Consider the following 14483-nt stretch of genomic DNA (forward strand, 5'->3'; position numbering starts at 1 on the left):
TCGCGGGAGGGGGACTACAGCCTCGCTGCGGGGCGGCCTTTGCTCGCTGTCCCGCTACTAAGCCATGCCTATTCAAACACTGCGCTCAGCTTTTAGAACTATCAAAACAAGAGCTGGCTGCGCATGTCTCGCTTTCACTTTGCATTGATTTCATAACAAGAACAATGAATCACGAGCGGTACACGCTATGAACTTTATAGACATTCTTCTTGCAGGTGCCATGCTCGGCGGCCTCTACGGCCTGGTGGCCATGGGGCTGACGCTGCAGTACGGCGTGGCGCGGATCATGAATCTCTCGTATGGAGAGTTTCTGATTGCGCCGGCCTTTCTGGCTTTTTTCGCGGTCACTGACTGGGGTGTTTCACCCCTGCTTGTGCTGGCACTCGTTGTGCCGCTGGGCTTTGCCGTGCAGTGGGTCATCTACCAACTGCTGCTGACCCCGCTGGTGCGCCGCGCCAAGGGTGGGCCTTCGCTGGAGGTGGATTCGATTCTGGCCACCTTTGGCATGCTGTTTGTTGCGCAAGGCATCATGCTGGTGATGTTTGGCGGCGATTATCACAGCTACACCTATCTGTCGGACACGGTTGAGATTCTGGGCAGCAAGGTCGCCGCCAACCGCCTGCTGGTGCTGGTCGTGGCACTGGTACTGGGCGGGGGTCTGTACCTGCTGCTGACGCGCACCCGCGCCGGAGCCGTGGTGCGGGCCGTGGCAGTGGCTCCGCAGTTTGCACATCTGGTCGGCATCAATGTGCGCAGTACCGCCGCACTGGCCTACGGGCTGGGCGGTGCACTGGTCGCCGTCTGCGGCGTGATGGTCAGCATGTTTTTACCCTTCTCGGCCAGCATGGGCACCATGTTTGCTATGAAGGCACTGATTGTCGTCATCATGGGTGGCGTGGGCAATCTCATGGGCTGTCTGGTCGCAGGCATGCTACTGGGCTTTGCCGAGACACTGGTGGCATCCTTCATCGACCCCGGCCTGACGCTGGCCGTGAACTACGCTGTTTTCTTGCTGGTGCTGCTGTTCAAGCCCACAGGCCTGTTCGGGAGGGCTGCACGATGAACCCGATCAACCGCAAAGAAATTCTGATCTGGGCCATCTGCGCCATCGCCACTGCCGGTCTGGCCCTGCTGCCGCGCTGGCTGACGGACGAGTACTACCTGTCCCTGCTCATCAGCATCCTCATGTACTGCGTGCTGGCCACGGCCTGGGCGCTGTTCTCTGGGCCAACGCGCTATATCTCGCTGGCCACCGTGGCGTTCTTCGGCCTTGGTGCCTATGTCACTGCCGTGTTCGGTGAGTCGCTGCCCTGGGCTGCCGTGCTGGCCATTGCCGCCGGCGTGGGCCTGGTCACCGCGCTGCTGGTGGGCCTGTCCACGTTGCGACTGTCGGGCGTGTACTTTGTGATCTTCAGCTTCGGCCTGGCCGAGCTGGTCAAGCAGCTGGTGACCTGGTGGGAGGTGAACATCACCAAAGACCTGGGCCGCTATGTGTTTGTAGAAATCACCCAGCTCGACATCTACTGGCAGTTGCTGACCCTGCTGGCCCTGGTGCTGGCGCTGCGTGCGCTCATCAACCGCTCGCGTCTGGGTCTGGCCCTGCGCGTGATTGGCGAGGATGAAACCGTGGCCACCCACGTAGGCATCAACACCACGCATGCCAAGGTGCTGCTGTTCACCGTCAGCGCCGTGTTCATCACCGTCACCGGTGCCATCATGGCCCCGCGCTGGACCTATATCGACCCCAGCATTGCCTTTGCGCCCGCCATCTCGTTCCAGACGCTGATCATGGCCTTGCTGGGCGGTGCCGGTGCGCTGTTCGGCCCGATTCTGGGTGCCGTGCCGCTGGTGCTGTTGTTTGAATATCTGGGCGCCAACTTCCCCAACCATTTCTCGATTTTGCTGGGTCTGGTGTTTATCGTGATCGTGTATTTCATCCCCCAAGGCCTGTCCGGCGTGCTGGCCAAGCTGTTTGAAAAAACCTCAGCCAGGAAGGTGGACAAGCCATGAAAACAGCCACCCTGCTTTCCGTGCGCTCGGCCACCAAGCGCTTTGGCGGACTGGTCGCCGTCAACGAACTGAGCTTTGACATTTACCCCGGTGAAGTCGTGGGCCTGCTTGGCCCCAACGGTTCGGGCAAGACCACGGCCATGAATCTGATCTCGGGCGCGCTGGCCGTCAACGGCGGCGAAATTTTGTTCCATGGTCAGCCCATTCACAGCCTCAAAAGCCACCAGATTGCGCGCCTGGGCATTGCACGCACTTTTCAGCTGGTCAAGGTGCTGGGATCCATGAGCTGCATGGACAACGTCATTGCCGGCATGGCCTTCAAGCCCCGGCCGCTGTTTGGCAAAGCCGCCACGCCGCGTGCACTAGCGCTGCTGGCGCAGGTCGGTCTAGCCGAATTTGCGAACATACCTGCAGGCGATCTCACCTACATCAACCAAAAACGGCTGGAGCTGGCCCGCGCCCTGGCGCTTGAGCCGCAAATTCTGCTGCTGGATGAATGGCTGTCAGGCCTAAACCCCACCGAGCTGCAGCAAGGCATTGCCTTGATTCAGCAGCTGCAGGCCACGGGGCTGACGATTCTCATGGTCGAGCATGTGATGGACGCCGTACACGCCCTGTGCAGCCGCTGCGTGGTGATGAATGCAGGCACAAAAATAGCCGACGGCCCCACGGCACAAGTACTGAAGGAACCCGAAGTCGTGCGCGCCTACCTGGGTGAAGATGTGGATGGTGGTGAAGAAGCAACTGCGGAGACCCACCATGCTTGATGTACGCAATATCTCGGTGAGCTACGGCAAGCACGAAGCCCTGCACCAGGTCAGCCTGAACGTGCAGCCCGGAGAGCTGGTCGTCATGCTGGGCGCCAACGGAGCGGGCAAGTCCAGTCTGCTCAAGGCGCTGGGCGGCATGGTCACGCCGCAGGCCGGTGCCAGTGCGCAACTAGCCGGCAAGGAACTGATGCTGTTGCCCGCACACGCTATCGTGCAGTCAGGCCTGGCGCTGGTCCCCGAAGGGCGCGGCGTGTTTGGTGATTTGAGCGTGAAAGAAAACCTGCAGCTGGGCGCGCAGCCACAGCGTGCTCGAGTCAATGAGGCCAAGAATCTGGAACAGGTCTTTGCCCTCTTTCCAAAGCTGCGCGACCGCCTGCCCCAAGCCGTGCGCACCATGAGCGGCGGTGAGCAGCAAATGGTGGCCGTGGGCCGCGCGCTGATGAGCCAGCCCGATATTTTGCTGCTGGATGAACCATCGCTAGGCCTGTCGCCATTGATGTGCAAGGAGCTGTTTGCGGCACTGGCCCACATCAAAACACTTGGCATGGGCGTGCTGCTGGTAGAGCAGAACGCCCGCCAGAGCCTGGCGATTGCCGATCGCGGTTATCTGCTGGAAACGGGGCGCATTGTGGGCGAAGGCTCAGCCACAGAACTTTCCAACAGCCCGGCGGTACGACGTGCCTACCTGGGCGGTGAACATTGAGCAATGACAAGGAGAAACTCTCATGATTGAACAAAAAATGCTGATTGGTGGCCAGGAATGCGCGGCCAGTAATGGCGCGACTTTCGAGCGCAAGAATCCTCTGGATGGCTCCGTGGCCACACGCGCCCCGGCTGCGACGACCGAGGATGCGATTCGCGCCTGTGATGCCGCTGCGGCGGCCTTCCCCGCCTGGTCGCAGCTAGGCCCCAATGCCCGCCGCGCCATGCTGATGAAGGCATCGCACGCGCTCGAAGCCAAAGGCGAGGCCATTGCAGCAGCCATGGCCGCCGAAACCGGAGCCTCGGGTATCTGGGCCGGCTTTAACGTGCATCTTGCCGCCAGCATGCTGCTGGAAGCCGCATCGCTGACCACGCAGATCAATGGCGAAATCATCCCCTCCGACGTGCCCGGCAGCGTGGCCATGGCCGTGCGCCAACCCGCCGGTGTGGTGCTGGGCATTGCGCCCTGGAACGCGCCGGTGATTCTGGCCGTGCGCAGCATCTCCACCGCTCTGGCCTGCGGCAATACCGTGATCCTCAAGGGTTCGGAACTCTGCCCTGCCACCCACGGCCTGATCATCGAAGCACTGCAGGACGCAGGTCTGCCCGCTGGCGTGGTGAACTTTGTGACAAATGCCCCCGACGACGCAGGTACCGTGGTTGAAGCCATCGTCGCCCACCCAGCCGTGCGCCGCATCAGCTTTACCGGCTCCACCAAGGTGGGTCGCATCATCGGCCAGACCTGTGCCAAGCACCTGAAACCGGCCCTGCTGGAGCTGGGCGGCAAAGCACCGTTTCTGGTGCTGGACGATGCCGATATCGATGCCGCAGTCAATGCTGCCACCTTTGGTGCCTTCGCCAACTCGGGCCAGATCTGCATGTCTACCGAGCGCTTTGTGGTGGACAGCAAAGTGGCCGAGGAGTTCATCGCCAAGTTTGCAGCCAAGGCCCAGAGCCTGCCGCTGGGCGACCCACGCAAAGGCCCGGTCGTGCTGGGCTCGGTGGTCGATCTGGCCACGGTGGAGCGCTGCAACGCCATGATTGACGACGCCTTGGCCAAGGGCGCGAAGATCGTCTGCGGCGGAAAGGCGGAGAACACGCTGATGCCGGCCACGCTGATTGATCATGTGACGCCCGCAATGCGCATCTTTCACGAAGAGACTTTTGGCCCCGTCAAAGCCATTGTTCGCGTCAACGGCGAAGAAGAAGCCATTGCCACGGCTAACGACAACGAATTCGGCCTGTCGTCCGCCGTCTTCACCCGGGACACCGCCCGAGGCTGGCGCGTGGCGGCACGCATCGAGGCCGGCATCTGCCACATCAACGGTCCCACCGTGCATGACGAGGCGCAGATGCCGTTTGGCGGCGTCAAGGCCTCGGGCTACGGCCACTTCGGCGGACGGCAAGGCATTGACGCCTTTACCGAAACCCGCTGGGTGACCATGCAGACGGCAGAGCGCCACTACCCGTTCTAAGCAGCTATTCAAGCAGCCATGAAAAAGCCGCCCGCGCATTGCTGCCGGGCGGCTTTCGTTTTTGATAGTAGCTAGAGCTTTATGAACAAGGGCTGGAGCTTAAAAACACTCAAAGTACTGAATCACGCAAAGTCGTCATCAAAGAAGCCACCGCCATCATCCCAGCTGCCGCTGGCTGCACTATCAATGCTGCCAAGGCCTGCGTCATCAGCCAGACTGGATGTACTGCCGCTGCCCTCGTTCAGGTTCTGCGTGCTGCTGTCTTGGGCCAGCGGTTTGCTTTCACTGCTGCCCAAGGGGTTGGCAGAGCTGGCGTGCTGGTTGCCCATCAGATTACCCAGCCCGTTGAACAAAAACATGCCGCCCGCCACACCGGCCGCTGCCGCTACGGCGCTGCCCAGAAAACTGCCACCTTGCGATGCTGCGGGCTGAGCAGCGCTGGGGGAACTGGATGCGGCGCTGGATGTGGCACCGCCTGAAAAGCGATCGCGCCAGCTGGATGCTGGCATGGCTGGCTGAAACTGGCTGGGGCTTTGATACGACGACTGCGCGCTAGCGGCATTCACAGAAGGCTCTGGCGCACGGCCAAAGTGCGTGCTCAGCCCGCCCGATAGAAAGCTGGAGCCAGCCTGATTCTGGTTTTGCTGGGCCTGCTGCACTTGCTGCTGCAGCTCGCTGATCTGCTTTTGCGCCTGCTGCAACGCCTGCTCCAGCATCAAGGTACGCTGGGCCAGCCAGTAAACGGCATCGGGCGCGGCGGTCAGGCCGCTGCGCAGTTCAGCATCGGCCTGCGGGTCTTTGGGCTGCCCCTGCGTCAGCGTCAGTCGCGCGCACAGGTCTTGCAGCAATTGTTGTTCTTGAGAGGTCATGATGCGGTCCTTTATGGAACCAAAGATAGGGCCAGTATGCAGGCCTGCAAGAGCGCCAATGTGAAGGCCGTGCAAGCGCTTTTTGCAAGGTGTAACAAAACGCCCCTGATGCAGTGACAAGCTACGCATGGGACAATGCCAGCCATTGCGCCACAGTCGTGGCTGCGTTTTATTTTTTGCTGCGGGACTGGCCTGCAGCTCACCCAACTGCATACACACCATGGAAGTTACCCAACAATGCGTGGTCGCTCTGACCTGGACACTGAAAGACACTCTGGGCGAAGAGCTGGACGTGCTGGACGAGCCGGTGGACTTTCTCGTCGGCGGTGATGATCTGCTCAAGCGCATCGAAGAAGCTCTGCAAGGCCATGTGGCTGGCGACAAGCTGGACCTGCACCTGGAGCCCGAAGAAGCGTTTGGCGACTATGACGAAACCCTGATCTTCCTGGAAAAGCGCGAGCTGTTCCCAGCCGAGATCGAAGAAGGCATGACCTTCGAGAGCAGCGCCATGCCCCAGGGCACCAACCCCGTGCTGCCAGGCCTGCTCTACACCGTCACAGAAATCTACCCCGAGCATGTGGTGCTGGACGGCAACCACCCGCTGGCCGGCATTGCGCTGCGCATTCATGTGCAGATCGAAGCCGTGCGCAATGCGACCGAAGAAGAAGTGGGCCGCGGCACTGCGGGGACAGGCTTTTTCCGCATCGAGCCTCAGGCTCCGGGCAATGACACACTGCACTGATCGCGGTGCTTGAAACAAAAAAAGGGACTCCAAGGAGTCCCTTTTTCATTGTCCCGATATTTACCGGCGAAAGATCTGGTTGCCTTCCACACGCACATAGTCACCAACGCTGAACTGTGGTGCGTACTGGTAGTCAACGGCGCGCATGCTGCCGTCTTGCAGCTGCACCGTCACGCGGTACACGTCACGCACACTGCCGCCGCCCACGCCGTTTTGCACGGCGTTGCCAGCCAGAGCGCCACCCACCACGCCGGCAATAGTGGCCAGTGTGCGGCCAGAGCCCTTGCCGACCTGATTACCCAGCACGCCACCGATCACGCCGCCAGCAATGGCACCACCGGCACCCACGCCGCTGCCGTCTTGCACGCGCACGGTTTCAATATTCATCACGCGGCCCTGCTGGGCGTATTGAGGCTGTTGCTGCTGCTGTGAATAGCAGTTGGGATTGTTGTAGTCGCAATTGTTCGCGGGATAGCCTTGCGCTGGCATGCTGCCCACAGGGTAGGTCTGCGTGGTGGCAGGAAAGCCCGAGCCAGAGTAGCCACCTTGCTGATAGCCGCCCTGTGCAGGGTAGCTATTTTGGTAGCTGCCTTGAGGATATGCAGCGCAGGCCGACAGAACTGCGGCAATTGCGCCAACCATGGCCACGCGGCCCCAGCGTTGAATGACTTGCATGGAAATCTCCTGACTGACGCATGCGCTGTGCATGGGTCGCAATATCTGTTGTGAGTACTGATGCAAACCCTGTTCGGTCTGCCCTTTAACTACAACGCACCGCGCTGCCTTTTGGACGACCAGATTCACATTTGCTCACAATAGACTGCGCCGTCGAAGGCAGCAGGCTGATTCTGAATTCATAGCATGCAGCGCCTGATCTGCTTCATTCTTGATACATAGCATGCAGCGCCTGGTCTGCTTCATTCTTGATAGATAGCTCTATCAATACGAGTCAGAGCAAGCGCAGCGTGCTACTAAAAATTCAGTATTTGGTGGGCATGTCGGCACACTGTCCTCCACCTCAGTCGCCAAAGCGCAGGCTTATTGCTTGCCTGTAGAGCCGTAACCGCCTTCGCCGCGCTCGCTGGCGTCGGCGAAGTCATCGACCAAATTGAACTGGGCTTGCACCACGGGCACGATCATCAGCTGAGCCAGGCGGTCCATGGGCTGCAGCGTGAAAGCGGTTTGCGAGCGGTTCCAGGCGCTGACCATGAGCTGGCCCTGGTAATCGGAGTCAATCAGGCCCACGAGGTTGCCCAGCACAATGCCGTGCTTATGACCCATGCCCGAGCGCGGCAGGATGAGAGCGGCGTAGTTGGGGTCTTTGAGGTGCATGGCCATGCCGGTGGGAATCAGCTGCCACTGGCCGGGCTCCAGCGTCACGGGCGCATCGATGCAAGCGCGCAGGTCCAGTCCGGCGCTGCCGGGCGTGGCGTAAGCGGGCATGTTTTCGCGCAGGCGCGCATCGAGAATCTTGACATCTACGTTCATAAAAACCTTGGCAAAAAGCCCGGGAACCGGGCCTTGCAGTGATCCAGAGCGCGGCGCTGCTGCGTCTGGTTATTGAATAAAAGACGCCATTGTCGCCCTTTTGCAGACGCAAAAAATGCGCAGCAGATTCGGCTTGCCTGCCTTATTGGCCCTACTTAGCCTTGAGGCGGTTGAGCACGCCGCCCACCAGGGTCATCAAGCCCATGATGGAGAGAATGGCGCCAAAGCCCGGCACAAACTGCGCAATGATGGTTCCGCCCACGATCATCGCCAGGGAGAAAGGCGAAATCCACGGCTTCTTCTGCGTCGCAGCCTGTGCCTTCTGGTTTTCAATGTCCCGCTCAAGCGCCTTGAAGCGCTGCTGGGCTTCTTCTTTGCTGACGCTCTTGCCCCCTCGCACCGGGTGGGCCGCAGCGGTGCGGCTGGCAACGGTCTTCTGAATGACAGGCTTGCGCTCCACCTGCTGCTCAGCCATGTCTCTGGCTTTTTGCAGGGTGTCGCGCAACTGGCTCATGGGTGAGCTGGCCTGCCCCCCGGGCGTAATCACAGCGGAATGCATCGCTCCAGCAATGCTGCGTTGGGTACGTCGGTACTCAGGACTGGCACGCAGCAACTGGTCCACATAGGCCACATAGTCGCCATTGCGCGGGCCTTCATAGCTGGAAGGGATCATGTTCAGGTTCCTAAGGCTCAGTGTTCGGTCAGGGCTGCCAAATTACGACTTCACAGCGGGCAGTCGCAGGGCAATTTCATCCACCAGCTGCCGCGCCAGAACGTCTTTGCTGGCGTGGGGCAGCTCTTTCGTGCCCTTATCATCAATCAGCAGCAGCGCATTGTCGTCCTTGCCAAAAGTGGCCGGCCCAATATTACCCACCAGCAGCGGCACGGCCTTGCGCAGGCGCTTGGCCGTGGCGTGCTTGAGCAGGTCATGGCTTTCCGCCGCAAAACCCACGCAGTACAGCTTGCCAGCCTTGGCCTGCGCAGACTGGGCGACGCCCGCCAGAATGTCGGGGTTTTCAACAAAGCTCATGGCTGGCACATCGCCAGAGCCGTCTTTCTTGATCTTTTGATCCGAAAATTCGGCTGGTCGCCAATCTGCAACAGCGGCAGTAGCTATGAAGATAGTGGCATTTCCCACCTGCGACTGTACGGCTTCTTGCATCTGGCGGGCCGATTGCACATTGATACGCATCACGCCACGCGGCGTGGGCAGGTGCACGGGGCCAGCCACCACAGTGACCTGCGCGCCCGCCTCCTGCGCGGCGCGGGCAATGGCAAACCCCATTTTTCCACTCGACAAATTGGTGATGCCGCGCACCGGGTCAATCGCCTCAAAGGTCGGGCCGGCGGTCACGAGCAGATGCTGACCTTCCAGGCGCTTGACCGTGAAGTGGGCGGCGAGCTCTTCCATGATTTCTTCGGGCTCCAGCATGCGGCCGTCACCCGTCTCACCGCAGGCCTGGCTGCCGTTGCCCACGCCCAGCACCTTGGCACCATCGGCTTGCACCTGCGCCAGATTGCGCTGGGTTGCGGGGTGGGCCCACATTTCGCGGTTCATGGCCGGGGCCAGCAGCAGAGGCACTTTATCCGTGGGGCGTGCCAGGCACATCAGGCTCAGCAGCTCATCGGCACGGCCTTGCACCAGGCGCGCAATGAAGTCTGCACTGCAAGGGGCGATGAGAATCGCATCGGCCTCTCGGCTCAGGTTGATGTGGGGCATATTGTTGGGCTCACGCACATCCCACTGAGAGGTGTAGACTGCGCGCCCAGAAAGCGCCTGCATGGTGACGGCTGTCATGAACTGCTCAGCCGCCTCCGTCATGACCACTTGGACCGTAGCGCCGGCCTGAACCAGCAAACGGCACAAAATGGCCGATTTGTAACAAGCTACGCCCCCGGAGAGACCCAGCACCAGATGTTTGCCTGCGAACACGTCATTCATGCTGCGCAATTTATCAGACCTGAGCCAGTTTTCTGCAACTCAAGCATCCCTGTACGCCACGCCGAAATTCGTGGCGAACCTATAATCCTGTTTTACCACCACCAATAAAAGACATGACCAAGTTCGTCTTCGTCACCGGCGGTGTGGTGTCTTCCCTCGGTAAGGGAATCGCCTCAGCCTCCCTTGCAGCGATCCTCGAATCGCGCGGTCTCAAAGTCACCCTCATCAAGCTCGACCCCTACATCAACGTGGACCCGGGCACGATGTCGCCCTTCCAGCACGGTGAAGTGTTCGTGACGGATGACGGAGCCGAGACCGATCTGGACTTGGGCCACTATGAGCGTTTCATCGAAACGCGCATGCGTCAGACCAACAATTTCACCACGGGCCGTATCTACCAGTCCGTGCTGGAAAAAGAACGCCGTGGTGACTATCTGGGCAAGACCGTACAGGTCATCCCCCATATCACCAACGAAATTCAGGAATACATCAAGCGCGGCGCCGGTCTGGGAACAGACCACGAAGTGGATGTTGCCATCTGCGAAGTCGGCGGCACCGTGGGCGACATCGAGTCCCTGCCCTTCTTGGAAGCTGCCCGTCAGCTGGCCCTGAAGCTCGGCCCCAACAATTCCGCTTTTGTGCACCTGACTTACCTGCCTTTCATCGAAACGGCCGGCGAACTCAAGACCAAGCCCACACAACACACCGTGCAGAAGCTGCGCGAAATCGGTATCCAGCCCGACGCTCTGCTGTGCCGCGCCAAGCACCAGGTGCCTGATGAAGAGAAGGAAAAGATTTCTCTCTTTACCAACGTTCCCGAGTGGGGTGTGATCTCCATGTGGGACGTGGACACCATCTACAAGGTGCCCCGCATGCTGCACGAGCAAGGTCTGGACGGCCTGATCTGCGACAAGCTGCGCCTGAACACGCCCCCTACCAACCTCAAGCGCTGGGATGATCTGGTCCACGAGACCGAGCACCCCCAAGGTGAAGTCAAGATCGCCATGGTGGGCAAGTACGTGGAGCTGTCCGACGCCTACAAGTCGGTCAACGAAGCACTCAAGCACGCGGGTCTGCGCAACCATGTACGCGTCAAGATCTCGCACGTGGATTCGGAAACCATTCACGACAGCGATGCAGCCAAGCTGCTCAAGGAATACGACGGCATTCTGGTGCCCGGCGGTTTCGGCTCTCGCGGTGTGGAAGGCAAGATCTCGACAGCCAAGTTCGCCCGCGAAAGCAAAGTGCCTTACCTGGGCATCTGCCTGGGCATGCAGGTTGCGACCATCGAGTACGCCCGCCATGTGGCTGGTCTTGAAGGCGCCAACTCCACCGAGTTCGACCCTGCAACGCCCAACCCCGTGATCGCGCTGATCACCGAGTGGAAAGATGCGGACGGCACGATCAAGACACGTGACGCCAACTCCGACCTCGGCGGTACCATGCGCCTGGGCGCACAGTCCTCCGACGTGCAACCCGGCACACTGGCCCACAGCATCTATGGCGATGTGGTGACCGAGCGTCACCGCCACCGCTACGAAGCCAACACCCAGTACCTGGACCAGCTGCGTGAAGCCGGTCTGGTGATCTCGGCGCTGACTCAGCGTGAGCAGCTGACCGAAATCGTGGAACTGCCTGCCAAGACTCACCCCTGGTACATCGGCGTGCAATTCCACCCCGAGTTCAAGTCCACTCCCTGGGCAGGCCACCCCCTGTTCAATGCCTTCATCAAGGCAGCGATGGACAACAAGGCTCGTTCGGGCAAAAAGGCCTGATTCCCGTCCACCGGAATCAATCCTGAAATAGGAGCTGCCAGCGCTTGAAAAATGAAGACTTCAGCATCAAATACTGCTGAAATCATTCAATTTATAGCACTAGCAGCTTCAGTTTGAAGCATGCAATGCGTGCACAAAGGAACCCACCATGAAACTCTGCGGCTTTGATATTGGCCTTGAAAAACGCTTCTTCCTGATCGCCGGCCCCTGTGTGGTCGAGTCCGAGCAGCTGCAGATGGACGTGGCTGGGCAACTTAAAGAAATCACCGCCTCTTTGGGCATCAACTTCATCTTCAAGAGCAGCTTTGACAAGGCCAACCGCTCCTCCGGCACCAGCTTCCGCGGCCCCGGCATGGAAAAGGGTCTGGAAATCATGGCCAAGGTGAAAAAAGAATTGAACGTGCCCATCCTCACCGATGTGCACACCGTCGAAGAAGTGCCTTATGTGGCGTCCATTGTGGACATGCTGCAGACCCCGGCCTTCCTGTGTCGCCAGACGGATTTCATCCGCGCCGTGGCCCAGTCCGGCAAACCCGTGAATATCAAAAAGGGCCAGTTCCTTGCACCGCATGACATGAAGAATGTCATCGACAAGGCCCGCGCTGCCGCCCTCGAAGTGGGTCTGCCTGCTGACAGCTTCACCGCCTGTGAACGCGGTGCCAGCTTTGGCTACAACAATCTGGTGAGCGATATGCGCTCGCTGGCCATCATGCGCGAGACCAACGCCCCCGTGGTATTTGACGCCACCCACAGCGTGCAGCTGCCCGGCGGCAACGGCACCAGCAGCGGCGGCATGCGCGAGATGGTGCCTGTTCTGTCCCGCGCCGCAGTGGCCGTGGGCGTGGCGGGTCTGTTCATGGAAACCCATCCTGATCCCAGCAACGCCCTCTCCGACGGCCCGAACGCCGTCCCCCTCAAGCACATGAAGGCCTTGCTGGAAACGCTGGTGGCTCTGGATGACATCACCAAGCGCAACGGTTTCCTCGAAAACCATTTCGAAGCCTGAGCATGAGAGCACTGCGCATCCCCCGCACGCATGCCGACCGCCGCAAACCGCGGCCAGGCGTCTAAGGCCATGATGCACCCCGGCATGACTGACACGATGAACCGTGGCGTCATGCCTTTTTTGTGCCCGAAGCCTGTAACCGCAATATTCAAAAAGAAGAAACTCGATTACAGCATCACGTCAAGGCTAAAGCGGCCTGTCAAATTTGTGCACAATAGCTGCCGCAGCCTCTTTCATACTGATCGCGTGCATGGCGCGCGCAGCAGGTGGAAAGCAAACGGCTTCACAAGTTTAATAGCAGCTTGCGCTTGATGCTCAAGCGCTTGGGCGTGATTTCATAACCGAAATCAGCCTGCACGTACCGATTTCAGAAACCCAAAGGAAATGCAATGAGTGCCATTGTTGACATCGTAGGCCGCGAAGTGCTGGATAGCCGCGGCAACCCCACCGTTGAATGCGACGTGCTGCTGGAATCCGGCGTGATGGGCCGTGCGGCTGTGCCTAGCGGCGCATCCACCGGCTCGCGCGAAGCGATTGAAATGCGTGACGGCGACAAGAGCCGTTACCTGGGCAAGGGCGTGTTGAAGGCTGTTGAGCACATCAACACCGAAATCTCCGAAGCCGTTCTGGGCCTGGATGCTTCCGAGCAAGCCTTCCTGGACAAGACCCTGATCGACTTGGACGGTACCGACAACAAGAGCCGCCTGGGCGCCAACGCCATGCTGGCCGTGTCCATGGCTGTGGCCCGCGCCGCTGCTGAAGAAGCTGGCCTGCCCCTGTACCGCTACTTCGGCGGCATGGGCGGCGTGCAACTGCCCGTGCCCATGATGAACGTGATCAACGGCGGCGCCCACGCGAACAACTCGCTGGACCTGCAAGAGTTCATGATCATCCCCGTCGGCGCCCCCACCTTCCGTGAAGCCGTGCGCTGGGGCGCTGAAGTGTTCCACGCGCTGAAGGCCATCATCCACCACAAGGGAATGTCCACTGCCGTGGGTGACGAAGGCGGTTTCGCTCCTTCCGTGGAAAACCACGAAGCTGCGATTCAGCTGATCATCGAAGCCATCGAAAAAGCTGGCTACAAGCCCGGCGAGCAAATCGCTCTGGGTCTGGACTGCGCTGCTTCCGAGTTCTACAAGGACGGCATGTACGTTCTGGCTGGCGAAGGCAATATGACACTGACCGCTGTGCAGTGGACTGACATGCTGGCTGGCTGGTGCGACAAGTACCCCATCATCTCCATCGAAGACGGCATGCACGAAGGCGACTGGGATGGCTGGAAGGTCCTGACCGAGCGTCTGGGCAAGAAGGTTCAGCTGGTGGGCGACGATCTGTTCGTCACCAACACCAAGATCCTGAAGGAAGGCATTGACAAGCACATTGCCAACTCCATCTTGATCAAGATCAACCAGATCGGCACCCTGACCGAAACTTTCGCTGCCATCGAAATGGCCAAGCGCGCTGGTTACACCGCCGTGATCTCGCACCGCTCGGGCGAAACCGAAGACAGCACCATTGCTGACATCGCCGTGGGCCTGAACGCTGGTCAGATCAAGACTGGCTCCATGAGCCGTTCCGACCGTATCGCCAAGTACAACCAGCTGCTGCGCATCGAAGAAGATCTGGGCGATGTGGCTGAGTACCCTGGCAACGCAGCCTTCTACAACCTGCGCTAAAGTGCAGGGCTAAGAGAAAGCGCCAGAC

At 60.0% G+C, this 14483-nt stretch carries 14 protein-coding genes; 9 read left to right on the top strand and 5 right to left on the bottom strand.

Translation table 11 applies throughout. From position 1 onward, the window contains the following. Positions 1–187: 187 nt before the first annotated feature. The 5 genes from CLU84_RS14925 to CLU84_RS14945 are packed head-to-tail and all read left to right on the top strand — an operon-like array spanning position 188 to position 4957. Positions 188–1063 (top strand): branched-chain amino acid ABC transporter permease, encoded by an 876-nt coding sequence (locus tag CLU84_RS14925; RefSeq protein WP_099738094.1) that lies wholly within the window; start codon positions 188–190, stop codon positions 1061–1063. Further along, complete coding sequence (locus tag CLU84_RS14930) at positions 1060–2010, top strand: branched-chain amino acid ABC transporter permease (protein WP_099738095.1); 951 nt, start codon at positions 1060–1062, stop codon at positions 2008–2010. The genes CLU84_RS14925 and CLU84_RS14930 overlap by 4 nt, the downstream gene beginning before the upstream one ends. Further along, positions 2007–2777 carry an ABC transporter ATP-binding protein gene (locus tag CLU84_RS14935; RefSeq protein WP_099738096.1) on the top strand — a complete coding sequence of 257 codons (771 nt, stop codon included), beginning with the start codon at positions 2007–2009 and terminating at the stop codon, positions 2775–2777. Before CLU84_RS14930 ends, CLU84_RS14935 begins: the two co-directional genes overlap by 4 nt. Then, a complete protein-coding gene (locus CLU84_RS14940; protein ID WP_099738097.1) occupies positions 2770–3483 on the top strand; it encodes an ABC transporter ATP-binding protein in 714 nt (237 codons plus the stop codon). The genes CLU84_RS14935 and CLU84_RS14940 overlap by 8 nt, the downstream gene beginning before the upstream one ends. A gap of 22 nt (positions 3484–3505) precedes the next feature. Beyond that, on the top strand, positions 3506–4957 hold the full coding sequence (locus CLU84_RS14945; protein WP_099738098.1) for an aldehyde dehydrogenase: 1452 nt from the start codon (positions 3506–3508) through the stop codon (positions 4955–4957). Between the two features lie 122 nt (positions 4958–5079). On the opposite strand, the gene CLU84_RS14950 is transcribed toward CLU84_RS14945, so the two are convergent. Then, positions 5080–5826, bottom strand: a complete 747-nt coding sequence (locus CLU84_RS14950) for a DUF2076 domain-containing protein (RefSeq protein WP_099739035.1) — start codon at positions 5824–5826, stop codon at positions 5080–5082. 220 nt (positions 5827–6046) lie between these two features. On the opposite strand from CLU84_RS14950, the gene CLU84_RS14955 reads away from it, so the two are divergent. After that, a complete protein-coding gene (locus tag CLU84_RS14955; protein ID WP_099738099.1) occupies positions 6047–6568 on the top strand; it encodes a peptidylprolyl isomerase in 522 nt (173 codons plus the stop codon). A gap of 60 nt (positions 6569–6628) precedes the next feature. Here the strand turns inward: CLU84_RS14955 and CLU84_RS14960 are convergent, their stop codons facing one another. The 4 genes from CLU84_RS14960 to coaBC form a co-directional block, all read right to left on the bottom strand. Next, positions 6629–7243, bottom strand: coding sequence for a glycine zipper 2TM domain-containing protein (locus tag CLU84_RS14960; RefSeq protein WP_099738100.1), 615 nt, complete (start codon positions 7241–7243; stop codon positions 6629–6631). Positions 7244–7606: 363 nt separating this feature from the next. After that, on the bottom strand, positions 7607–8056 hold the full coding sequence (gene dut, locus CLU84_RS14965; RefSeq protein ID WP_099738101.1) for a dUTP diphosphatase: 450 nt from the start codon (positions 8054–8056) through the stop codon (positions 7607–7609). Positions 8057–8207: 151 nt separating this feature from the next. Then, the gene (locus CLU84_RS14970; RefSeq protein WP_099738102.1) at positions 8208–8729 is read right to left on the bottom strand and encodes a hypothetical protein; all 522 of its coding nucleotides are present in this window, start codon (positions 8727–8729) and stop codon (positions 8208–8210) included. A 42-nt stretch (positions 8730–8771) separates the two neighbouring features. Next, a complete protein-coding gene (gene coaBC, locus CLU84_RS14975) occupies positions 8772–9998 on the bottom strand; it encodes a bifunctional phosphopantothenoylcysteine decarboxylase/phosphopantothenate--cysteine ligase CoaBC (protein WP_099738103.1) in 1227 nt (408 codons plus the stop codon). Positions 9999–10111: 113 nt separating this feature from the next. On the opposite strand from coaBC, the gene CLU84_RS14980 reads away from it, so the two are divergent. The 3 genes from CLU84_RS14980 (at position 10112) to eno (ending at position 14455) form a co-directional block, all read left to right on the top strand. Further along, on the top strand, positions 10112–11773 hold the full coding sequence (locus CLU84_RS14980; protein ID WP_099738104.1) for a CTP synthase: 1662 nt from the start codon (positions 10112–10114) through the stop codon (positions 11771–11773). Positions 11774–11921: 148 nt separating this feature from the next. Continuing rightward, positions 11922–12779, top strand: a complete 858-nt coding sequence (kdsA, locus tag CLU84_RS14985; protein WP_099738105.1) for a 3-deoxy-8-phosphooctulonate synthase — start codon at positions 11922–11924, stop codon at positions 12777–12779. A gap of 389 nt (positions 12780–13168) precedes the next feature. Then, the gene (gene eno, locus CLU84_RS14995) at positions 13169–14455 is read left to right on the top strand and encodes a phosphopyruvate hydratase (RefSeq protein WP_099738107.1); all 1287 of its coding nucleotides are present in this window, start codon (positions 13169–13171) and stop codon (positions 14453–14455) included. Positions 14456–14483 lie beyond the last annotated feature (28 nt).

The sequence above is a fragment of the Comamonas sp. 26 genome (assembly GCF_002754475.1).
Taxonomy (GTDB): domain Bacteria; phylum Pseudomonadota; class Gammaproteobacteria; order Burkholderiales; family Burkholderiaceae_C; genus Comamonas.